This window comes from Guopingia tenuis (assembly GCF_014384805.1).
Classification (GTDB): domain Bacteria; phylum Bacillota; class Clostridia; order Christensenellales; family Christensenellaceae; genus Guopingia; species Guopingia tenuis.
On record NZ_JACRSS010000003.1, the window covers coordinates 251,064 to 273,545 of the forward strand.

General features: G+C 56.3%; 21 protein-coding genes and 1 pseudogene. 5 read left to right on the top strand and 17 right to left on the bottom strand.

Annotated elements, in window-relative coordinates; all coding sequences use genetic code 11:
• Positions 1–73 precede the first annotated feature (73 nt).
• The 3 genes from H8693_RS07795 to H8693_RS07805 form a co-directional block, all read right to left on the bottom strand.
• Positions 74–574, bottom strand: a complete 501-nt coding sequence (locus H8693_RS07795) for a hypothetical protein (protein ID WP_249280506.1) — start codon at positions 572–574, stop codon at positions 74–76.
• Positions 575–579: 5 nt separating this feature from the next.
• Entirely contained in the window at positions 580–768 is a 189-nt protein-coding gene (locus tag H8693_RS07800; protein WP_178618395.1) for a hypothetical protein, read from the bottom strand.
• A gap of 267 nt (positions 769–1,035) precedes the next feature.
• Positions 1,036–1,587, bottom strand: coding sequence for a CDP-alcohol phosphatidyltransferase family protein (locus tag H8693_RS07805; RefSeq protein WP_249280507.1), 552 nt, complete (start codon positions 1,585–1,587; stop codon positions 1,036–1,038).
• Between the two features lie 217 nt (positions 1,588–1,804).
• On the opposite strand from H8693_RS07805, the gene H8693_RS07810 reads away from it, so the two are divergent.
• Both H8693_RS07810 and H8693_RS07815 read left to right on the top strand, forming a co-directional pair.
• A complete protein-coding gene (locus tag H8693_RS07810; protein WP_249280508.1) occupies positions 1,805–2,767 on the top strand; it encodes an ROK family protein in 963 nt (320 codons plus the stop codon).
• A gap of 27 nt (positions 2,768–2,794) precedes the next feature.
• A complete protein-coding gene (locus H8693_RS07815; RefSeq protein ID WP_249280509.1) occupies positions 2,795–4,516 on the top strand; it encodes a phospho-sugar mutase in 1,722 nt (573 codons plus the stop codon).
• 88 nt (positions 4,517–4,604) lie between these two features.
• Here the strand turns inward: H8693_RS07815 and H8693_RS07820 are convergent, their stop codons facing one another.
• The 3 genes from H8693_RS07820 to aroQ all read right to left on the bottom strand — a co-directional run bounded on the left by H8693_RS07820 (position 4,605) and on the right by aroQ (position 7,868).
• Positions 4,605–6,770: a helix-turn-helix domain-containing protein gene (locus tag H8693_RS07820; RefSeq protein WP_249280510.1), complete on the bottom strand. Its 2,166-nt coding sequence runs from the start codon at positions 6,768–6,770 to the stop codon at positions 4,605–4,607.
• Between the two features lie 283 nt (positions 6,771–7,053).
• Complete coding sequence (locus H8693_RS07825; RefSeq protein WP_249280511.1) at positions 7,054–7,440, bottom strand: ACT domain-containing protein; 387 nt, start codon at positions 7,438–7,440, stop codon at positions 7,054–7,056.
• Positions 7,437–7,868 (bottom strand): type II 3-dehydroquinate dehydratase, encoded by a 432-nt coding sequence (gene aroQ, locus H8693_RS07830; protein WP_249280512.1) that lies wholly within the window; start codon positions 7,866–7,868, stop codon positions 7,437–7,439. Before aroQ ends, H8693_RS07825 begins: the two co-directional genes overlap by 4 nt.
• Before the next feature lie 262 nt (positions 7,869–8,130).
• Here aroQ and H8693_RS07835 point away from each other — a divergent pair, with 262 nt between their 5' ends.
• On the top strand, positions 8,131–8,988 hold the full coding sequence (locus H8693_RS07835) for a shikimate dehydrogenase family protein (protein WP_249280513.1): 858 nt from the start codon (positions 8,131–8,133) through the stop codon (positions 8,986–8,988).
• Here the strand turns inward: H8693_RS07835 and H8693_RS07840 are convergent.
• The 10 genes and pseudogenes from H8693_RS07840 to H8693_RS07880 form a co-directional block, all read right to left on the bottom strand.
• Complete coding sequence (locus tag H8693_RS07840) at positions 8,965–9,456, bottom strand: shikimate kinase (RefSeq protein ID WP_249280514.1); 492 nt, start codon at positions 9,454–9,456, stop codon at positions 8,965–8,967. The two genes, H8693_RS07835 and H8693_RS07840, sit on opposite strands and share 24 nt — an antisense overlap.
• The gene (locus H8693_RS07845; RefSeq protein WP_249280515.1) at positions 9,453–10,535 is read right to left on the bottom strand and encodes a chorismate mutase; all 1,083 of its coding nucleotides are present in this window, start codon (positions 10,533–10,535) and stop codon (positions 9,453–9,455) included. Before H8693_RS07845 ends, H8693_RS07840 begins: the two co-directional genes overlap by 4 nt.
• A complete protein-coding gene (gene aroC, locus H8693_RS07850; RefSeq protein WP_249280516.1) occupies positions 10,532–11,623 on the bottom strand; it encodes a chorismate synthase in 1,092 nt (363 codons plus the stop codon). Before aroC ends, H8693_RS07845 begins: the two co-directional genes overlap by 4 nt.
• On the bottom strand, positions 11,613–12,866 hold the full coding sequence (aroA, locus tag H8693_RS07855; RefSeq protein WP_249280517.1) for a 3-phosphoshikimate 1-carboxyvinyltransferase: 1,254 nt from the start codon (positions 12,864–12,866) through the stop codon (positions 11,613–11,615). Before aroA ends, aroC begins: the two co-directional genes overlap by 11 nt.
• Positions 12,863–13,906 carry a 3-dehydroquinate synthase gene (gene aroB, locus H8693_RS07860; RefSeq protein ID WP_249280518.1) on the bottom strand — a complete coding sequence of 348 codons (1,044 nt, stop codon included), beginning with the start codon at positions 13,904–13,906 and terminating at the stop codon, positions 12,863–12,865. The genes aroA and aroB overlap by 4 nt, the downstream gene beginning before the upstream one ends.
• A gap of 12 nt (positions 13,907–13,918) precedes the next feature.
• Complete coding sequence (aroF, locus tag H8693_RS07865) at positions 13,919–14,932, bottom strand: 3-deoxy-7-phosphoheptulonate synthase (protein WP_249280519.1); 1,014 nt, start codon at positions 14,930–14,932, stop codon at positions 13,919–13,921.
• A 318-nt stretch (positions 14,933–15,250) separates the two neighbouring features.
• A complete protein-coding gene (gene rbr, locus H8693_RS07870; RefSeq protein WP_178619341.1) occupies positions 15,251–15,787 on the bottom strand; it encodes a rubrerythrin in 537 nt (178 codons plus the stop codon).
• Between the two features lie 98 nt (positions 15,788–15,885).
• Positions 15,886–18,198, bottom strand: a complete 2,313-nt coding sequence (locus tag H8693_RS07875) for an FtsX-like permease family protein (protein WP_407926347.1) — start codon at positions 18,196–18,198, stop codon at positions 15,886–15,888.
• A 366-nt stretch (positions 18,199–18,564) separates the two neighbouring features.
• A pseudogene (locus H8693_RS10800) lies at positions 18,565–19,110 on the bottom strand (ABC transporter permease); the annotation flags it as partial.
• A 4-nt stretch (positions 19,111–19,114) separates the two neighbouring features.
• Positions 19,115–19,819, bottom strand: a complete 705-nt coding sequence (locus H8693_RS07880) for an ABC transporter ATP-binding protein (protein ID WP_249280521.1) — start codon at positions 19,817–19,819, stop codon at positions 19,115–19,117.
• Between the two features lie 130 nt (positions 19,820–19,949).
• On the opposite strand from H8693_RS07880, the gene H8693_RS07885 reads away from it, so the two are divergent.
• Positions 19,950–21,359, top strand: a complete 1,410-nt coding sequence (locus tag H8693_RS07885; protein WP_249280522.1) for a spore germination protein — start codon at positions 19,950–19,952, stop codon at positions 21,357–21,359.
• 312 nt (positions 21,360–21,671) lie between these two features.
• Here H8693_RS07885 and H8693_RS07890 read toward each other — a convergent pair whose 3' ends face one another.
• A complete protein-coding gene (locus H8693_RS07890) occupies positions 21,672–22,082 on the bottom strand; it encodes a hypothetical protein (RefSeq protein ID WP_249280523.1) in 411 nt (136 codons plus the stop codon).
• Positions 22,083–22,196: 114 nt separating this feature from the next.
• Here H8693_RS07890 and H8693_RS07895 point away from each other — a divergent pair, with 114 nt between their 5' ends.
• The gene (locus H8693_RS07895; RefSeq protein WP_249280524.1) at positions 22,197–22,445 is read left to right on the top strand and encodes a helix-turn-helix domain-containing protein; all 249 of its coding nucleotides are present in this window, start codon (positions 22,197–22,199) and stop codon (positions 22,443–22,445) included.
• The last annotated feature ends 37 nt before the right edge of the window (positions 22,446–22,482 follow it).

Below are 22,482 nucleotides of genomic sequence, written 5' to 3' on the forward strand. Positions count from 1 at the left end.
TCAAGAGCTTCCCCTGTTATGCAACGCAACATTCAGCAGGGAATTGCGCTCACTGCCTTAGAGGCAGGGGATATCAAGGCTGTGTTATAATTTCAACGTCAGCAGCGTGCTCCCGATAGCCGCCAATAAAAGCGCCATCATTCCCAAAACATTCACTGCGGAAGCTCCCGGTCCCCACCGGGCTAAAATATCCACTGGCTTCCCTTTTTCCTTTCTTTTTGCAGCCGCCCAAAGGAAGAAAAGCTCCAGAAGCAGCGCCAGTCCAAAGCAGGCCAACACGGCTAATATAAATTCCATGGACATTGCCCCTGCCCAGAGCGGCCCTTTCCATCCATTCCCGGTCTGCCACGCCATAAACAGCATAAAGGCGCCCAGGAAAAGAAAGAGGAATCCCAGCATCCGCAGCTGCAAAATCACTTGAGCCTTCTGCCACTGTCTGCGAGCCGCTTTTAATCTTTGCCTTCCTATTTCTATTTTCCGATCCTCTCTGCGGCGCCTTGCCAGCCGCCAAAAAAACAGCGTTAAAAAAAGTCCTAATGCCAGGAGCACACAGGCCGCCGTCATCTTCCTTCATCCTTCTTACAGTATATCCATGATAAAGAGCATCCCGAAAATCGCAATCCCCAACCCCGCAAATTTCAAAAGCAGACAGGCCAGGCTGTTCCTGGGGTCTTCAATATGCCAGAGCTTTTTGCCGATTTTCCCTGCGAGGAAAGTGACAAGAGCTCCGATAATCATGACCACCAGGCCGAGAATCTGTTTCCCCATTTTGCATTGCTCCCGTTTATAAAAATAAGCCCCTTCTTCCCAAAGGACGAAGGAACTTCGCGGTACCACCTTATTTCCGCGCCCGGAGCGCGGCAACTCAAGCAAGCCTCCGGAAGCACATGCCTTCCGGCGCTTTGGCCGCCTAACGCGCGGCAAACGTCCATGCCTATCTTTCTTCAGCACAGCCCCTTCCGGGCGACTTCAGCGTTTCCTCTCCCCAGACCCTTTCACCTCTTGCCGGGCCCTTCTCTTTCGGGGCGGTTGCGCCTACTCCTCCCTTGCGCTGGGTTTCTTCTCAAAAATCAAATGTCCGTTTTTCGCGGCATACTGCACAAACGCCACAATTACCGCCGCCAGGGCGACATACGTCGCATAGAGATAATAGGGCGACAGGTATTCATATAGAAATCCCGAACCAATGGAGATGTTCAGGAGCAGCGCCGCAATCTTGCCGAATTTATTAGCCGGCGTTACATGGCCGCGCCCCAGGATGATTACGCCGCCGAGAAGCATCAGGAACTCCTTGGCAAACACCACAATCATCACAAAGGGCGGCAGAATGCCCCGGATCGTGAAAGTGACGATCACGCTCACCGCCATGAGCTTGTCCGCCAGCGGATCCAGCCAAATGCCCAGCTTGGTGATCAGATGGTTTTTGCGGGCGATATAACCGTCCAGCAGGTCTGTTCCGCAGGCCGTGAGGAATACGATCAGGGCAAAGACCATCTGGTTATCCAGGATCAGGAGAATGGTGACGGGGATCAGCAGCAGCCGGATCATCGTCAAAACATTGGGCAGGTTCCAGACTTTATTGCTCATGACTCCTTTTCTCTCCCTTCTCCCGCACCCTTCGGGCCAGTATTTCTATTATATATGGTATTCCCGTTTTTTTCAATAGATTTTCCCTCTCTCTTTTTCGCGGTTTTCCCCGCGGTTTTTTCCCTTTCCAATTCGAGAAAAATACGGTAGTATATAAGAAAAGGACAGGCCCTCCCGGCGCACAGAGCGCCGGCATCGCCAGACAGAGGATTTTATTATGCAGCCCATCACCATTGGAATTGATATCGGCGGCACCAAAACAGCCCTGGGGCTGTTTTCCGGGCCGGGTATGCCCCGCCTGCGCGCCGCCGCCCCCTCGCCCCAGAATGCGGAGCCCGAGGCACTTGTGCGCCTGCTGGTTCGGGAAATCCGCGGTCTTTTGCAGCGCGGCGGAATCCGGGAGGAACAGCTGACGGGCATCGGCGTCGGCGCACCCGCCTGGGTGGACTACGAGGCGGGGCGGGTGATCTATGCGCCCAATCTGGCTTGCCTGAAGGATTATTCCCTCCGGGACGCTTTGACGGATCACTTTCCCGTCCCGGTCTATGTGGATAACGACGCCAACCTGGCCGCTCTGGCCGAATATAAGCTGGGAGCGGGGCGCGGTTTTTCCCATATGGTCTATTCCACCGCTTCCACCGGCATCGGCGGCGGCCTCATCCTGAATGGTGCACTCTACCGGGGCGCCTATGGCTGCGCCGGAGAGATCGGGCATATGCTTGCCACGCCGGGAAAAGGCGAGCTTTGCGGCTGTGGCAAGCGGGGCTGCTTTGAATCCTGGGCCGGCGGCGCGCATATCTTCCAGCATGTCGCCCGGCGGCTCCGGAAAGGCGAAACCACCTGCATGACAGATCTGGCCGGCCGGGTGGAGGATATCACCGGCAACACTCTCCGGGAGGCTTTTTTTGCCGGGGACAAAATGGCGCAGGAAATCCTTCAGGACATGGCGAATAGTATAGGTATTCTCTATTATAATCTCTATCAGGCTTTGAACGTCAGCTGTTTTGTCATGGGAGGCGGCCTGCTCACGGGCTTTGGCGACGCGCTTCTGGGGCGGGTGCGGGAATGCTTTTCCGCCCTTCATTCGGCCTCGCCGCTCCCCCTTCCCGTGGAGATTCGGCCCGCGGAGCTTACGCAGGATTTCGGCATCATTGGCGCCAATCTCCTGCTCTATCAATAAAACCGAAAACGTATAGGAGGTATTTCTATGGATTACAAGCAGGCATATGCGGAATGGAGCGCGGCTCTTGCCGGAACCGAATATGAGGCCGAGCTGGAGCGCATCGCCGCCGACCCCGCGCTTTTGCAGGACAGTTTTTATCAGTTTCTGGAATTCGGCACGGCGGGCATGCGGGGTACGCTTGCCCTAGGCACCAACCGGATGAACGTGTTCACTGTGCGCCGGGCCAGCGAGGGGCTCGCCGCCTATATTTTATCCACCGGAAAGCAGGATGACGGCGTGGCCATCGCCTATGACAGCCGGATAAACAGCGATGTATTCGCCCGGGAGGCCGCCCGGGTTCTGGCGGACAAGGGTGTGAAGGTCTATCTCTATCAAATGCTCCACAGCGTCCCTCAGCTCTCCTTTACCATTCTGCATCTCCACTGCATCGCCGGCATCGTCATCACCGCCAGCCATAATCCGCCGGAATACAACGGCTATAAGGTCTATGGTGCGGACGGCGGCCAGTTGGCGACAGAGGACGCCGCCACTGTGACAAACTATATCAACGAAGTTACCGACTATCTGTCCTATACCCCCATGTCTCTCGATGACGCGGTGGAAAAAGGCCTTGTCACCTATATCGGCGAGGATGTAGATGAAGTATACTATCAAAAAGTGGAGTCTTTACAGATTGACCGGGAGGTCATCGCCCGCCAGGCCGACCATCTAAAAATCGTCTATACGCCCCTGTTCGGCACGGGCAATGTTCCCGTGCGCCGGATTCTCTCGGATATCGGCATCCGCAACCTGAGCGTCGTCAAGGAGCAGGAGCTTCCCAACGGAAACTTCCCCGGCCTCAAGGCTCCCAACCCGGAAAACCGGGATGTCTTTACTCTGGCCTTTCAGCAGGCCGACGAAATCGGCGCCAACCTCATCATCGCCACAGATCCGGACTGCGACCGCATGGGTGTCTGCGTCCGGAGCAAGGACGGCGGTTTTGAGGTTCTGACCGGCAACCAGATCGGCTGCATTCTCATGGATTATATCCTCTCCGCCAAGCAGTCCTCTTTCTCGGGAGACGAATTTGTGGTGAAATCTGTGGTATCCACAGCTATGGCGGATACCATTGCCGCCCATTATGGCGTGGAGCTGCGCAATGTCCTGACCGGCTTCAAGTTCATTGCCGAGCAGATCAAGCTCTCCGAAGCCTCGGGCAAGGGCCGGTTCCTCTTTGGTTTTGAAGAGAGCTATGGCTATCTCTCGGGCACCTTTGTGCGGGATAAGGACGCGGCCATGGCCTCCATGCTTCTTGCCGAAGCCGCCTGCCATTATGACGCCAAGGGCATGACCCTCTATGACGCCCTGCAGGAGCTTTATAAAAAATTCGGCTATTTCAAGGAACAGGTTCTCTCCCTGACGCTGGCCGGCATGGAGGGCATTGCCAAGATCAAAGGGGCGGTGGAGGCCTTGCGGCAGAATCCCCCCGCGGCTTTCGGCGAATTTGCCGTGACGGCGGTGAGTGATTTTATGAAAAACACCAAGACCCAGGTAGCCACCGGCGCTGTTTCCCCCATTGGCCTTCCGGCCACCAACATGCTTTATTATGATTTCGACGGCGGCCGGGTGATCCTGCGTCCTTCGGGCACGGAGCCCAAGCTGAAAGCCTATGTAAGCATTGTCTCGCCGGACGAGGCCGATGCCCAGGCCAAGCTCAGCCGTCTGGCGGCAACCGTGAAGAGCCTCATGGCCGAGCTTACAAAATAACTGCATTTTTCACAAAAATAAAAACAGGTACAGTTCGCTGTGCCTGTTTTTATTTTGCCGTTTTTTGACTTCTGTCAGTTCTATGTCATCAGTGGTTCGGCTGATTTGGTTGACAGGGAACGGTAAAACCATAGGCGGGATCGCCAGCAGGATCCCGGCGCTGCTCCATCCCCGTCTGTTCCAGGCCAATATCACCGGGAACCGATCCTTCGGGCAACACACAAAGATAGGCTCCATCCCCCTTCATGATGCGGATATTATGCACCATTCCTCCTGTATTTGCCTCTGTCCCATCCAAAACGTCCCGCAGTTTCTCCGTCGCCCGGACGTTGATATAAAAGTCCTCGGGAGTACCGGCGAGAATCTGCATATAAGTGATTTGCAGAATAATATCCTGATTACTGCTGGCAAACTCCATCGCATTGGCAAAAAAGGCGTCTCGGGCCACTTCAAACATATCCTTGTTCCCGGCCTCCACTTTCACATAACCCTGTTGGTTCTCAAATTCGGATAAGTCCGGATCCTTTTCCAGGGTATCCCGCATGTAATCCACAATCTCCTGGGCTGCCTGCCGATTCGCCATTTCCGCATTTGCCACGGTTGTTTCCGGTTCATCATAAACCGTCGCCGGCTCAGTGGAATACAGGACCATCGGCGCTGTTTCCTGCATGGATACACGGCATACCACAAGAGATCCCTTTTTTTGAATCTCTCCGCTTTTGCTATATTCCCAGTCTCTTCCTATGGCAATTGTCCAGGCCGGAAGCCCACTCTCATCCATCAGCACCAGGGCCGTGGTTCCAAACTGAACTGCGTCATCCAGATCAAACATCTGGACTTTCCCGGCACTGGAAAGAACGATTCTTCCATCCGCAGACTGCATTGCCCATTTTGCCGCGTCATGAGATACCCAGTTGCCGCTGAGAAGCGGCCGCACATAGTCGTAACTCCGACCATTTCCCCGAACGCCGTAGGTTGCCACATATTGATGCACATTTCCGTCATCTGGCGATACATAGGTGATAGCGCAGACATCTTCTTGCAGCCACTGCGTTTTCATATCACCATAGACAGTATAGGGAAACTGCTCATGGGGCCGAGCGAAAAACAGCGGTCCCCTGCGATACAGCGTAGCTTTGCCGGAAGCTATTTCCCGCTTGACGATCAGCAGGTTTTCTGCGGAGCTCGACAGAATTGTCTCCCGGGAAGCAGGGAAAAGCAACGCCCCTATTATGCTTCCTGCAAGCAAAATTCCGCAGCATAAAAGCGAGATAAACCGCGGTTTTTTTCTGTCATAATACAGTGAGAGGAAAAATCCGCCGAGCAGCACCGCCATAAGAATGCGGATGCCTGCACCGGCATTGTCGTATATATATTCATACGACGTAAAGCGAGTGAGCAATGCCGCCCCAACCTCTTCCATTGCCAGCAGAACAAAAAGTGCTCCGGTAACAATGCAGCTTATCTTTCGGGGCGTGTTAATCTTTCCTTCTTTCTCCCGCGCCGCCCAGGCGCGCGGGCAGACGCCGGCAAGGAACGTGAAGAAAAGATCCAGTTCCGGCACGGCCTGTTTTTCAATGACAACAACTTCTTTTCCATGGAAAAATACAATATCATGTCGATTTTCCCGGATTCGGTCTATCTGTTCATAGGAAAATTTCTCCTGGCGGAAAGGCAGATTCCGTTCCCAGTGGTCTGAAAAAAAGAGGATCTCCTCCTTATATCCGGCATCTTTGGGCAATCCAGTCCTATCAAATTCCTGCCGGGCTTTCATCCATGGATCCATCCATATCCAAATAAAAACCACTGCTGCCGCAAGGCCCAGAACCGCAGTAAAGTAATAGAAAAGCGCGATTCTTGTAATCCGCACGGCAACCACAGCTCCCACAGCGAGCAACAGCAGGAGCCCTGCCGTCAACAGGAGTTTCAGCCCCCTTCCCCGCTGAATATTGCCGTATATTTTCATGTATGCCTGGCAGACGCTTTTCTGCGTCATCTGATGTTCTGCCGCAAATCGCGGAATTTGCCTGTTAGCATCCCTGGATACAGTTTCTCCCGCAAAAATATCATCAATACGCACACCCAGCACGGTCGCCAGCTGAGGCAAAAGAGCAACATCCGGTATCCCCTGTCCCGTTTCCCATTTGGATACTGCCTTATTGGTGACGCCCAGGATATCCGCCAGCTGCTGTTGTGTCATCCCTTTATTCTTTCTGCATAGGGAAATATACTTTCCAATCTTTTCATTATCCATGTGCAGCCCCCCTTTCTGTTGCTCTGATTATATCATCTCCCGCCGGCATAGGAAAACACACGCCCCGTTGAAGGTATCTACGGAGCGTGGATTTGCCCTCTTGGCGATTTTTTCCGTCCAAACATAAACTTGGCCAGCCCAAACCTGTTGCCTCTCAGCATTACAATCAATACTCCTCGAGAAACATTTTTTGGAGAATCCTCTCATGAATCTTCTGTAATTTCTGTTCCCTTGATTGCTTCAAAAAATCATAACGAAAAAAGACCGCCTATGCGGTCTTTTTTCATGCCTGCGTTTCTACCCGGCGCACAACATAGCCCTCCTGCTCCAGGGCCCAGGCGGCAGCCCGCATCTGCCCTTCCTTTAGGAGAATATAGTCGGTGTCAAACGTGGAAGCCGCAAAAATCCCAATTTCCGCTCGGGCCAGCACATCGCTGATCCCGGCGAGAATGCCTGTCAGGGAAAAATCCAGGCTCCCCGGAATCCGCAGCATACCGAATCCCGTTTCCTTCGCCAAGGCATTCTCCGGCGCCTCTTCCTCCCGGCAGACCACCGACCATTCGGCGTCCGTCCGCGCCAGAAAGGTGAAGGGAGTGAACCGCACCCCATCAAAATCCCGGACTTTGGCGATGGCAAAGCGGCCGGGGAGAATCTCCAAATCCGGCTTCATTCCTCTTCCTCCAGCGCCCGGAGGGCCAGCAGATAGCCTTTGGGGCCAAATCCGGCAATCGTCCCCATGCAGACCGGAGCGATCACCGATGTTTTTCGGAATTCCTCCCGGGCATGAACGTTGGAAATATGCACCTCCACCACCGGGGTATCGATGGCGGCGATGGCATCCCGGATGGCATAGCTGTAATGGGTATAGGCGCCGGCATTCAGGATCACGCCGTCATATCCCTCATGGGCGGCATGGAGCTGATCGATGAGCGCCCCCTCATAATTGGACTGGTAAAAATCCACTTCTACACCCAATTCCTCCGCCAGAGCGCGGATTTCTCCATAGATGTCCTCCAGCGTCCCCGTTCCATAGACGCCCCGTTCCCGGATGCCCGTCATGTTCAGGTTGGGACCGTTCAGCACCAGATATCTTTTCATTTTCCCTCTCCTTCTCTTGTCGATTCTCTAGTCATTCAATTCGCGCCCGGCGCGCAATTTCCTCTTTTGGGCATATCCCTCCCGAAAACGCCCTGTCCCCGGCCGGGCCGGCCTCCAGCGCCAGTCCCATTCATCCGGGTGTTCTCCTTTGGATATACTCTCATCGGTGAACCGCCGTTCCCTGCGCCCCCCTTTTGCTTTTCTCCCGGATATGCTATAGTAGAAAACAAAGCGCATTTCGGATCATACAGGAGGAGAACAAATGGCCAAAGCAACCTATGCCGTCATCGGCGATCCCATCGCCCATAGCCTTTCGCCGCTCATTCACAACACCCTATATCAAACGTATCGCCTGGACTGCGAATATGTCCCGCTGCATGTGCCCCTCAAAGACGTCCCCGCCTTCATGGAAGCCCGTCTGGGCCGGGATATTGCCGGCTGCAACGTCACCATGCCGGACAAGGCTGCTGTAATCCCCTTCCTCTCCTGGGTGCAGGATGAGGCCTCCCTCTGCCAGAGCGTCAACACCATTGCCGCCGACGGCAGAAAGGGCTGGTCCACCGACGCTCCCGGCCTGCGCAGCGCCTTGGAGCTGGAGGGCGGGGGTGATTACCAGGGCAAGACCCTGCTCCTCTATGGCGCCGGCTCGGCCGCCGCAGCCATCGCCCTGGATTTTGCCCGCAGCGGGGGAAAGCGCCTCTATCTCTATAACCGCACAGAGGCCAAAGCCCAGCGCATCGCCGCCTTTGTCCGGGAGAACAGCCCGCTTTCCCCCAAAGCCGTTCCCAGCGGATGCCTGGAAGCCGTCCTGCCCGCCTGCGACCTGTTTTTCAACACCACGCCTCTGGGCATGGCCCATACGGGTGCTGAATTTCCCTCTCTGGGCTTTCTGGATCTGCTCCCCGCCCGCGCCCGGGTGGTGGATCTCATCTATAATCCCCTGGAAACCGCTCTTTTGCAGCGAGCCAAGGCCCGGGGCCTCAAGACCCAAAACGGGCTGTCCATGCTCATCTGCCAGGCGTTTTTATCCTTTGAGCACTGGTTCGGTATCCGCCCCACAGAGGCGGACTACCGCTCCCTGCTCGCCCGCCTGACCCTAGAACTTCAACAGCGCGGCTAACGCCTCCGCCGCGTCGCCGGGGTTTCCCGTGTTTTTGAAAACAACGTCTGCCGTCTTCCGATAGATAGGCAGGCGTTTTTTATAGACTTCCTGAAAGGTCTTTTCTCCGTCCCGCAGAACCGGCCGGCCGGACATATCCATACCCTGGAGGATTTCCTCGGGAGCTCGGTCGATAAAATAGATTTTTCCGGACTGCTTCATAATCTCCACATTGCGCTCCAGGAGAACCACGCCGCCGCCGCAGGCTACCACCAGGCCGTCCCGCTCCGCGATCTCCGAAAGCACCCGGGTTTCTATTTCCCGAAAGCCGTCTTCGCCGGATTCCGCAAAAATCTGCGGGATGCTTTTTCCCTCTTCCCGGACGATCTGCGCATCCATATCGAGAAATTCTGCCCCAGCCTGTTCGGCCAGGAGCGCCCCCAGAGTTGTCTTTCCGCATCCCATCATGCCTGTCAGATAAATGTTCATCGCTTCGCCTTTCGATATCCGCCAATCAGCCGCAGTTCCAGGCAATAGCGCCCGATCTGGGCCATATCCTCGCTGAGCCGGGCGATATCCCCTTCCACATCTACATAAAACTTGTATTCCCAATTCCGCCCCAGAATGGGCCGGCTCTCGATTTTCGTCAAGTTATAGCCCTTTTCCCCGAACACACTGAGCACCTTGGCAAGCGAGCCGGAAACGTGATTCAGAGTGAACAGCAGGCTGGCCTTATCCGCCCCTTCCGCGATGCCGCTCTGGCGGGAGAGGACAAAAAAGCGGGTGAAATTCTCCATGGAATCCGAAATATCCCGCTCCAGAGGGACGAGCCCATAGACCTCGCCTGCAAAGGCGCTGGCGATGGCAGCCTTTGCCTTATCGCCGCATTCCGCCACATATTTTGCGCTCATGGCCGTGTTGGGATAGTCCCGAATCGTCCAATTCGTATGCCCCGCTAGATAGGCGCTGCACTGCCGAATGGCCTGCTCATGGGAATAGACCTCGCCAATATCCGAAAGGGAGGCTCCTGGCGCGCCCAGCAGCACATGCCGGATGGGCAGCAGCACCTCTCCCTGCACCGAAAGGTCATAGCGGCCCAGCAGGTCGATATTGGCGGTAACGCTTCCGGCAGCCGAATTCTCTACCGGCACTACGCCGGCCTCTGCCTCGCCCCGGGCCACCGCCCGGAACACATCCTCAAACTGCTCCTTGGCGGCCAGTTCCGCATCCGGGAAATAGGTCCGGGCAGCCTCCTCGGAATAGGCGCCCCGGCATCCCTGAAAGGCCACTTTCCCTCCCGGGCGCTTCTGCACTTCTTTGGAATAATCCATGATGTTGTGCATCAGCCGGCTGGCATAGGGCCGCAGGGTCTCCTCGCCGATGAGGGCCGTGCGGGCGGCGATGACCTCCTTTTCCCGTGTTTCGTCAAACACAGGCAGCCCCCGTTCCCGCTTATAGTCTCCCACCTGCCGGGAGATGTTCATGCGCTCTTCAAACAGGCGCATCATCTCCCGGTCGATGGAGTCGATCTCGCTGCGAAGCTCTGTCAGATCCTTTTTTTCGCTCATATCCGTTTGCTCCCTTCCAGCATGGCGTCTGCCACGGCGATCATCACTGCCGCCTCCGCCGCGACAAGGCCGCGTACCGTGATGCAGCTGTCGTGCCGCCCTTTGATGACGATGCGGCAGTCCTCTTTCGTATTCATATCGACGGTGGACTGTTCCTGGGCGATGGAGGCCGTGGGTTTGAAGCAGGTGCGCACGATCAGCGGCGCGCCGCTGGTGATCCCGCCAAGAATCCCTCCGCTGTTGTTGGAGAGGAAGGCGGGCTTTCCATCCCGCATCTCCATGGCGTCGTTGGCCTCGCTCCCCCGCAGGTTCGCCATGGCAAAACCCCGGCCGAATTCCACGCCCTTCACGCCGGGCACGCCGAACAATATCGCCGCGATTTTGGATTCCATGCCGTCGAACATGGGATCGCCGATCCCGGCGGGCAAACCCACCACGGCGCATTCATCGATGCCCCCCAGGGAATCTTTATTCATCCGGGCTTTCTCAATGCGTTCGGCCATTTCCCTGCCCCGAGCTGCATCCAGCACGGGAAAATCACTCTTCCGCAGGCGGGCAAGCGTCTTCTCATCCACATTGAGGGGATCAAATGCCGCATCCCAAATTCCGCCGATGCAGGCGATATGCGAGCCGCAGACCACGCCCTGGGTCTTGAGATAGGCCCGGGCCACCGCCCCGGCGAATACCAGCGGGGCCGTCAGCCGTCCGGAGAAATGCCCGCCGCCCCGGAGATCCTGCAGGCCGCCGTATTTCACAAGAGAAGTATAGTCCGCGTGAGAAGGCCGGGGCTTTCCCGCCAGGGCTGCATAGTCCTGGGAATGGGGATCGCCGTTTTTGATGACGGCGCAGAGGGGCGTGCCTGTAGTATGATCCTCATAGATGCCGCTTTGAATTTCGGGTATGTCCGCCTCCACCCGTTTGGTGGAGCCCGGCTTTCTTCCCGCCCGCCGCCGGGCCATATCCAGGAGGATGTCCTCCCGGTCGATGGGAATGCCCGCCGGGAGGCCGTCGACGACGACGCCGATGGACCGGCCGTGAGACTCCCCGAAGATGCTGATTTTCAGGTTCTTTCCAATGCTACTGCTCAACCGCGTTTCCTCCTAAGCTGCGAAATTCCTCCCAAAACTGGGGGGCGGATTTGGCGACGCACTCCGCGCCGCCGATGACGGTTTCCCCCGCCGCCAGCCCGGCTGCTACCGCCGCCGCCATGGCGATGCGGTGGTCGTTATGGCTGTCGATTTCCGCTCCATGCAGGGGCCTGCCGCCCCGGATCACAAGGCCGTCCAGAGTCTCCTCGATCTCCGCGCCCATTTTGGCCAGCTCCGCGGCCGTCGCCGCCAGGCGGTCGCTCTCCTTGATCCGCAGGCGCTGGGCATGGACAATGCGCGTCTCGCCCTTTGCCGCCGCCCCGGCCACCGCCAGAATGGGGACAAGGTCGGGGATCTGCGCCGCGTCGATGACCGTGCCCGAAAGCAGCGAAGGCCGGGAAAATACCGTTTCCCCCTGAATTTCTATATTGCCGCCCATACGGGCGAGAATTTCCAAAACGGCCTTATCCCCCTGCCGGGAATCCGGCAAAAGACCGGAAACGGCAATTTCCCCGCCGATCTGCCCCGCAACGGCAAAAAAGGCGGCATGGGAGTAGTCCCCCTCCACCCGGACATCCGATGGACGGTATGTCTGGTTCCCGGGAACCAACAGCTCTCTTTCGCTTTTCCATTCCGAGCGCACGCCGAAGGCCGCCTGCATCTGCCGGGTCAGCTCCACATAGCCCGCCGATTCCAGCGGCGTGGTCAGCCGAATGACGCTGTCTCCTTCCAAAAGAGGCAGGGCAAACAACAGCCCCGAGATGAATTGGGAAGAGACGTTTCCCGCAATTTCAAAAGTCCCCGCCGCCGGGCGCCCCGAAACCTCATGGCTCCCCGGCCAGGCCACGCCCTTTTCCATGAGCAGGCTCTTCAGGGGCTCCAGCGGGCGCTCCGCCAGCCGCCCCTCGCAGACAAACCGCGCCTTTTTAGCCAGCAGACAGGAGAGGGGCAGGAAAAACCGCAGGGTAGAGCCGGATTCGCCGCAGGGCAGCAGGGCTTCCTCCGCGACTGTGCGGGGCCTGCCGATCACCCGCAGCTTGTCTCCCGCAAAGGAGAAGTCCGCCAGTCCGAGAGCTTTGGCGCAGGCAATTGTCGCCTGGATATCCCGGGAAAAAGCGATATGAGAAATTCGGCTCTCTCCGCCGCTGAGGGCCGCGCAGAGCACCGCCCGGTGGGCCATGCTTTTGGAGGGCATGGCCTCTACCTTCCCCGAAAGCCTCCCGGAAACCCGCATTCGGCTCATAACAGCTCCTCCCAGCCGGCAATCAGCTCGGCAGCAGGCAGGGTTTTTGCAACGGCTTTGCCCATGCGCTCCAGGAAAATGGCCCGGACGCCGCCCTTTTCCATCTTTTTGTCCTTGTTTACTGTCTTTTCCAGCGTCTCCCTATCGAATATCGCCGGATCGTGCGCCAAACCAAAATCATCCAGCAGGGAGATGAGCCTTTCATATGTTCCGGGCTCGGTTATGCCCTTGTTCTCCCCGATTTTTGCCATCGCCGCCATGCCCACGGCCACCCCTTCGCCATGCAGAACGGAAAAATCCGTCTGCACCTCCAGACAGTGGCCCAGGGTGTGCCCGAAATTCAGCTCCATGCGGCATCCCTTGTCAAAGGGGTCCCGGCGCACATAGTCCGCCTTGATTTCACAGGAACGGCAGACGATGGCCTCCAAATCCCGCGCCCGGATCATGGTTTCCATGGTTTCGTCAAAAATGGCCGCATATTTGATGACCTCGGCCATGCCGGCGGCAAACTGGCGCGCATCCAGGGAATCCAGCGTGGCGGTGTCGATGAGAACCAGGCCCGGCTGATAGAAGGAGCCAATGATGTTTTTGGCATAGGGCAGGTTAATGGCCACCTTGCCGCCCACCGAGCTGTCCACCTGGGCCAGCAGCGTTGTCGGAACCTGGATAAAGCCAATACCCCGCATATATGTTGCCGCGGCAAAGCCCGCGAGATCGCCGATCACGCCGCCGCCCAGCGCCACCAGCGCATCCGAACGATGGACGCCAAAGGCCGCCAGCTCGTCATAAATCTCATACAGGTATTTCTGGCTCTTGGTGTGTTCCCCGGCGGGGAGGACAATGATTTTGGCCCGGATTCCCGCTTCCCGGAGAGATTTCTCTGCCGCCGCGCCATAGAGTGCGTTCACCGTCTCATCGGTGACGATGGCGGCCCGGGATATCCCCATCTCTTTCAGCTCCGCGCCCAGCCGCGGGAGCAGCCCCCGCTCAATTTTGATGGCATAGCTGCCGTTTTCCGCTTCTACGAATACTTCCCGCATACCTTCCTCCGTCTACAGCGTCTTTCCCATCAGCTCGGAAACCTTTTTCACCTTTTCCATTACGCTGTCGAACTGGTCGGGCGTCAGGGACTGCTGCCCATCCGAAAGGGCCTTGGCCGGATCGTTATGCACTTCGATCATCAGCCCGTCCGCTCCGGCCGCCACCGCCGCCATGGCCATGGGTTCCACCATCTCCCGCCGGCCCGTGCCGTGCGAGGGGTCTACAATGATGGGCAGATGCGAGAGCTTTTTCACTGCCGCCACCGCGCTCAGATCCAGGGTGTTTCTCGTGTAGGTCTCAAAGGTGCGGATACCCCGTTCGCAGAGGATGACGTTGTTGTTGCCCCGGGACATGATGTATTCCGCGCTCATCAGCCATTCCTCGATGGTGGAGGAAAGCCCGCGCTTTAAGAGAATGGGCTTCTGGGTCTTGCCCACCTCCTTGAGCAGATCGAAATTCTGCATATTCCGGGCGCCGATTTGGATCACATCCACCACCATCTCAAACATTTCCACATGGCGGGGCGAGATAATCTCGGAAACGATGGGCAGGCCCGTCGCCTCCCGGGCTTCCCGGAGCATCTCCAGCCCTTCCTTTTCCAGCCCCTGGAAAGCATAGGGCGAGGTGCGCGGCTTATATGCGCCGCCCCGGAGCAGCCGGGCTCCCGCTTTTTTCACCCGCTTGGCAATACCCGTCACCTGGGCCGCACTCTCCACCGAGCAGGGCCCCGCCATGACCGTCATCGTTCCGCCGCCGATCTGCACGCCGCCCACATGGATCACCGTATCGTCGTTATGGAATTTGCGGTTGCTCTTTTTGAAGGGCTCCTGCACCCGCATGACACGTTCCACGCCGTCGCGCATCCCAAGAGCTTCATAATCCAGCTTTTGGGTATCCCCGATAATGCCCAGCACCGTGCACTGCACACCCTCGTTGAGCTGGACGGTCATTCCCTCATGGATGAGTTCCTCCTGGAGCTTTTCCACCTGTTCCTTTTTCGCATCGGGCTTCATTACAATAATCATTTCATGTTCCTCTTTTCTTTTTAAACTGTTTAAAACAAAAAACCGCTGAAGCGTCCGATTGCTTCAGCGGCATTCCTTCAAAAAAATTTCAGGCGGCCTGACACTGACTTTCCGGGGACGCGTTTCGACACAGGCAAAAATAGCCGTAGCCAAAAAAGCTAAAGCCCATAAAGCCGAAAAATCGATTGTCCATCCCTTGGATTGCCATTCTCATAAACCCCCGCCGGCATAAAACCGGCCTATTTTTCATGTTATGGGCATGCCCCATAACTCGTGCATTTATTATAACATCCGCCCATAGGCATTGCAAGAAAAAAATCAATAATTTTTCGCCTGAATCTCAAAATACGCCTGGGGATGCTTGCAGACCGGGCAGATCACCGGCGGCGTGGTTCCTGTATAGATATGGCCGCAGTTCAGGCAGACCCAGACAGCCCCCTCGTTTCTGGCAAAGACCTTGCCGTCCTGGACGTTGGCAAGCAGCTTTCCATACCGCTCGTCGTGGGATTTTTCAATGGCCGCTACCAGCTCAAATTTCTTGGCGATTTCGGTGAACCCTTCTTCCTTTGCCTCTTTGGCAAACTGGGCATACATCTCCGTCCACTCATAGTGTTCGCCCTCCTGGGCCGCTTTCAGGTTTTCTCCGGTTTCCTTTATGCCGTTTACGATATACTCAAACCAGATTTTTGCGTGGGCGGATTCGTTGCGCGCCGTCTCGTCAAAAATATTGGCGATCTGCTGATAGCCGTCCTTTTTCGCCTTTTTGCTGAAAAAGCTGTATTTGGCCCAGGCCTGCGATTCCCCCGCAAACGCGGCATGCAGATTGGCATACGTCTTTGAATCTTTGAATTCCATAAGTTTCGCTCCTTCCATTGGGGATAAAGATTTTGTTTTCCCTGCTATCTTTTCCCTTTTTCAGGAAGAATATACCCGTTGCCGCATGGCCTCCGGCATTATTCCACAGTTTTCAGCGCCTCCACCATATCGATTTTCTTGAGCTTGAAATACATCATCCAGTTCACCAGCAGGGCAAACAGAATAGTGAGCGCGCAGGAATACACAAAGCTCAGGGGATTGATGGTCCGTCCGAACATGACGGCGTTGACCTCCACTGTCGTGATGATATAGGTATGCAGCAGCATTCCCAGGAAGATGCCCAAAACCATGCCGATACCCGCAAGAATGAAGTTCTCCCGGTATACATAGGAAAGCACCTCCCGGTCATAGAAGCCCAGCACTTTGATGGTGGCGATCTCCCGGAACCGCTCGCTCACGTTGATGTTGGTCAGGTTATAGAGAATGAGCAGCGCCAGCGCCCCGGCCGACACGATCAGCACCATCACCACCAGGGAGAGCGTCTCGATCATATCTGAAAAGGTCTCCATCAGATCCTCGGTGAAGTTGACAAGACCGATGTCGCCCGCCGCCAGCAGGCGGCTGGAATAGGCGTCCCGCTGGTCCTTTGTGAGCTCGCCGGTCTTTACCAGCGCGCTGTTGTATTCCGGCTCGCCCCCAAAGGTTTTCCCATAAAGATCGGGGGAAATGTAAACATAGTGATGGGCATAGTTCTCGATAATGCCCGATACCCGCACGGCATGCGACTGGGTTTCCCCTTCCCGCAGCTCGATGCTGTCCCCCGCCGATACGCCCAATTCTCCCGCCGCCTTTTCGGTCAGAAGCACGCCCGAATCGTCAAAGGGCACTGCCTCATGGGTCAGCCGGTTTCGGAGAATGATATATTCGGGGAGCCGGTCTGTTTCCCGGGGGACCATTAGGCTCACGCTCATTTTTTTGCCGTCATGGGCAGCATCCATAGTTTTGGATGCCATAAAAAGCATTTCCTCCGCTTCCCCGCCGGAAAGCACCTCATTTTCGATTTTTTCAAGATCAGCCCCCTCGGTTTCAAAGCCGATGGTCAGGCCATATTGATAGAGCTCGCCAAACTGATATGTCACGATATTGCTCACGGAATCCCGAAGCCCGAACCCGGCCAGCAGCAGGGCCATGCTCCCGGCGATGCCGAACACCGTCATCAAAAACCGTTTTTTATAGCGGAAAAGATTGCGGGCCGTAACCTTCCGGGTGAAGGAAAGATGATTCCAGATAAATCCCACATGCTCCAGCCAGACCCGCTTGCCGGATTTGGGGGCTCGGGGCCGCATCAGCTGCGAGGGCACCCCCGCCAGCTCCCGGCGGCAGGCGAAATAGGCGGCCAGCGTCGTGATGAGCACGGCCAGCACCGCCGACGTCACCGCGGTTTCGGGATAGAACCCAATCTGCAGGGGCGGCAGGGTAAACATGATGGAATAGGCGCCGAACACTACCCGGGGCAGAACCACATTGCCGATAGCCACACCGGCCGCGCTCCCCAGAATGCTGGCAATGCCGGCATAGAGCAGATATTTTCCGGCAATGGCCCCGCCCGCATAGCCCAGTCCCTTATATGTCCCGATAAGAGTGCGCTGTTCATCCACCATGCGTGTCATGGTGTTGAGGCAGACAAAGGCAGCGATGAAATAAAAGAGGGTCGGGAACACCTGCGCCATGGCGTTCATCCGGTCGGCTGCGTCGGTATATTCGCCGTATCCCGGATTGTCCTCCCGGGTCATGGTATACCATTTGGGCTCCGCCAGCTCTTCCAGTTGCGCCTGCGCGTCTGCCAGCTTGCTTTCTCCCTCGGCGATCTTCTCCTGCCCCTCGGCGCGTCCTTTCCCCAGTTCCTTCCGGCCCGCGGCATATTCCTCCTCCGCAGCCGCCAGCTCCTTCTCCGCCGCGTCCAGCTGTTTCTTCCCGCTGGTCTTGGCGGCCGCCAGTTCCTTTTCCTTAGCTGCCAGTTCAGTCTCGCCCCGGGCGATGGCGGCCTGGGCCTCTTCCAATTTCTTTTCAGCGGCAGCAAATTCTTCCTTCCGGTCCGACAGCTCTGCCTCGCCCGCCGCCAGCTCCTGCGCTCCTTGCTGATAGGCTGCCTCTCCGGCAGAAAGCCGGGCCTCCAGCGCCGGGCGCTGACTCTCGGGAACTGAACCCGAATCCAGTAGGGCACGAAGGGCATCCAGCTCCTTCCGGCTTTGCGCCAGCTTTTCCCGGCTCTCCGCAAGGGCAGCCTCGCCTGCCTGAATCGCCGCCTGGGCCTGGGGTTTCTGCGCCGCCCATTCCTCCTGGGCCGCCGTCAGCTCCTGTTTCTTTTCGTCCATCTGTTTTTTCCCCTCCGCCAGAGCAGATTCTCCCTGGGCGATCTGCCTGTTATATTCCTCTTTAGCCTTGCTCATGGCCGTCCGGCCGTCATCGATTTCCCGGCGGGCTTTGGCCAGCTCGGCCTCTCCATCGGCGATTTCCCTGTCAAATTCCGTCTTGGCATCCGCCAATTCCTGTTCCGCCTCGGCGATCTTTTCCTCGGCCTCGCCGCGGATGCGGTCTCCCCGGGCCTGGGCCTCCTCTTCTCCGAGAGCCTCCAGCTCGGCCTTTTTATCGTCCACCTGGCGGGCATATTCCTCGGAATAGGCAGATTCCGCGGCTCCCTCCTTTTCCAGCACCAGATAAGCGTCGGTATAGGCTTCCAGCGCAAAATCCTCCTCCGGAATCAGGCAATAGGCTGCGACGCTCCCGCTGCCGATGGTGCTGGAGCCGCGCTCAAAGGAAATATACGCCGGAGAATCCACAAACCCCACAACCGTAAACGTATCCCGGGCGAGGACTTCCTCCAGGCCGTCTCCCGAGCCGCTGACGAATGTCACGCTGTCCCCCAGGGAAAGGCCCTCGTCCTGGAATTTTCCCCGGCCCAAAACGCATTCCCCGCTCTTTTCGGGCAGGCGCCCTTCCGCCAGGCGCGGCTGGTTGACGCCGCCTTCTCCCGGCATGCTGTGGAGCCGGACGACGCTCTCTCCCTCGCCCTTTTTCATGATGACGTCATAGGTATAGGCCGGGTCCACCTGGGCCACACCCTCCATTTGGGAAAGAGCATCCAGGTTTTCTTCATCTAACCCCAAGGTAGAAACCACCCGCAGGTCCATCAGGTTTTCCGAACGAAAATAGGCGTCCGCCGTCTTCTTCATATCCGGCCCGGCCGCCTTTAAACCCGCGAAAAATGCCACACCCAGCAGGATGATGGTGAAGATAGACAGAAAACGCCCTTTGGAATGCCAGATTTCCCGAAGAGTATCCCGCAGCAGAGCTTTTTTCATGTTTCTACCATTCAATCCTCTCTACCGGCATGGGCGAAGGATTCCGCTCCATGCTGGTTACCTTCCCGCTCTTCACCCGGATCAACCGGTCGCCCATAGGCGCCAGCGCCAGATTATGGGTGATGACCACCACCGTCATGCCCATCTGAGAGCAGGTATCCTGCAAGAGCTTTAAAACTGCCTTTCCTGTCTGATAATCCAGTGCCCCGGTGGGCTCGTCGCAGAGCAGGAGTTTGGGGTTCTTGGCCAGTGCCCGGGCGATGGATACCCGCTGCTGCTCGCCGCCGGAAAGCTGGGAGGGGAAGTTATCCCGCCGGTTTTCCAGCCCCACTTGCTTCAAAATCTCTTCCGGATCAAAGGGGTGTTTGCAGATCTGCGTGGCCAGCTCGACGTTTTCAATGGCTGTCAGGTTCTGCACCAGGTTATAAAACTGAAACACAAAGCCGATATCATAGCGGCGGTAGGTAATCAGCTCCTTGCGGGAATATTGGCTGAGATCCTGTCCGTCCACGATGACCTGCCCGCTGGTGGCCGTATCCATGCCGCCCAGAATATTCAAAATTGTGCTTTTTCCCGCGCCGCTGGCTCCGGCGACAATGACAAACTCTCCTTTTTCAATGGAAAAATTCACACCGTCCAACGCATGAATCTGCACCTCGCCCATGGTATATATTTTTTTCACGTCCCGAAATTCGATATAGCTCGCCATGCGCGTCTCCCTCTTTTGTTACTTTTGGCAATAGTATAACACGCGCCCGAATTCGCGTCAAACGCCTGCTTTTGTATATGCACGGGGAAAAACGGGTATGCTAACCCAGAAAAAAAGGAGGTTTTTTCCCTTGGAAACGCAGAAAAAGGATGCTTTCGCCCTGTTTGATAAAAAGCTTAAAATCGGAACCAGCTTTGATATGGTCAAGCGCCCCATGGTCATTGGGGGGCACAACGCCGCTCTCTATATGGTGGATGGCTTTGTCAAGGATGAAATTATGGAAAAGATCATGGAATTCCTCTTTTCCGCCGATCCCGCCCAGGTGGACGCCTGCCCCGACGCTCAGAGTTTCGCCAACCGCTTTTTGAGCTATGTGGAGGTTGCCGCAGAGGACGATCCCGACAAGATCATCACCCAGGTTCTGTCGGGCACGATTGCCCTTGTGATGGAGCAGTATCCCCAGGTGCTCATGATCGACGCCCGCACCTATCCCTCCCGATCCGTGAGCGAACCCGAGGACGACAAGGTGCTTCGCGGCTCTCACGACGGTTTTGTGGAAGCGCTGGTATTCAACACGGCCCTCATCCGCCGGCGCATCCGGGATGTGAACCTAGTGAACGAAATCCACACCGTCGGCCAGAAATCCAAAACCGATGTGGTGCTCTGCTATATCGAGGGGCAGGCCGATCCAAAGCTGGTGGCAAAGCTGCAAAAGCTGCTGGATACGCTGGATGTGAACGCTCTCGCCATGGCCCAGGAGAGTCTGAACGAGGCGCTGGTGCGCAGCGGCTGGTATAACCCCTTTCCCAAAGTGCGCTATACCGAGCGCCCGGACACGGCGGCCGCCTCAATTTTAGAGGGCAAGGTCGCCATCATCGTGGACAATTCTCCCACGGTCATGCTGCTTCCCGCCGCTGTGTTCGATTTTGTCCAGGAGAGCAACGACTATTATTTCCCCCCGCTGGTGGGGACATATCTGCGCTTTGTCCGCATGATCGTATTCCTGGTCACCATCTTTCTGACCCCCGTCTGGTTCCTCCTGATTCAAAATCCTGGCTGGATCCCGCCCTGGCTGGATTTTATCAAAATCGCCGAACCCAACACTGTTCCCATCGTCGCCCAGCTTCTCATCTTTGAAATCGTCATCGACGGCCTCAAGCTGGCTTCCCTCAACACGCCCAGCGCCCTTTCCAATTCCTTCAGTGTGGTCGGAGCGCTGATCCTCGGGGAGTTTGCCGTAGAGGCCCGCTGGTTTGTCCCGGAGGTCATTCTCTATATGGCCCTGGTCGCCATCGGCAACTTCACGCAGCCCAGTTTTGAGCTGGGCTATGCCTTCAAGCTCATCCGCATTCTGCTCATCGTGCTCACGGCGATTTTCAACCTTTGGGGATTCATTGCCGGAATTCTTGTCATGCTCGTCCTCCTGGCCACCAACCGGACGCCCGCCGGAACCAGCTACCTCTATCCCCTCATCCCCTTCAAGTGGAGTGCTCTCTCCCGCCTGCTCATCCGGCGGAAAATGCACCGGGACAACAACTGACCCAGGAAAGGGATTGCCAAAAGCCGCCGCGGATATTGTCAGGGGAAAGGCAAAGACCAAATACCAAAAGACCTTGGGAGCTTTTGAAAAAGCTCCCAAACCCGCAAAACTTTTGACCGGATGCTTTGCATCCTTGGGGCGCGGTGTTTTCTATTTCGCGGTGCATGAAGGGACGGGACAGAACTCACAAGGGCGCAAAGACCGCGGGGACTTTTGAAAAAGCCCCCACATCCCAAAACTTTCTGGCGGATACTTCGCATCCTTGGGGGGAGGGAAACAGGCCGATTTTTTGAACATTCATCTTCTTAATATTTATTCCAAAAATGGGGGCTGTTCCGTCTCTTCTCTAACCCGTTCTTTCAAGGCCAACAATCTTTCCTTTTCCCGCACCTTCTGCACACACTGCATCCGCTTTTGCCAGCTTCTCCGCTCTTCCCGCAGAAGAGATATCGCTCTTTCCACTACAGTCCGTGCCCCATCCTGTTCCATCCTCTCCCGATAGAGCTGCAAGAACATCCGGCGCCCTGTCCGTTCCATCACCGGATCCTGCGTCGTCATCAGCATTACGGGCAGCAGCTCCTCATATCCCGCAAAATAATCTACCTCCAACTCCCGCAGCAGGTCATTATATGTAAACCGCTCATAGGGCATACATAACATTTCTAAATTCAAAATCCCTTCCAGCAGCAGTTTCTCGCCTTCCTTTTTCCCGTTATTTTTCATCTGTTTGTCTCCTTTCTAACAGGTTACTCGTTAGCACCTATTTTATTATACTTTGGCTATATAATCAAGAAGAAAATGTGCTAATTGGTCACTTTTTTATCAGGGAGGATTGCCATGAAAGGTTTAATTTTGCAAAATGTAAGTTTACAAACGAATCTGAGAAGATTACGGGCGTCTGCCGGACTTTCCCAAAGAGAGTTGACAGCTAAAATGAATTTGCTCGGAAGTACTATCGATAGAAATACTTATACGAAAATTGAATTAGGTACACGCAATATTAAAGTAACAGATTTGGTCGCATTGCAGCAGATCTATAAAGTAGATTTTGGTGAGTTTTTCAAAGGCATCGCCCCTCACGAATGATCGGATTGCCGCCCAAACCTCACCCCGCAGATGCGAA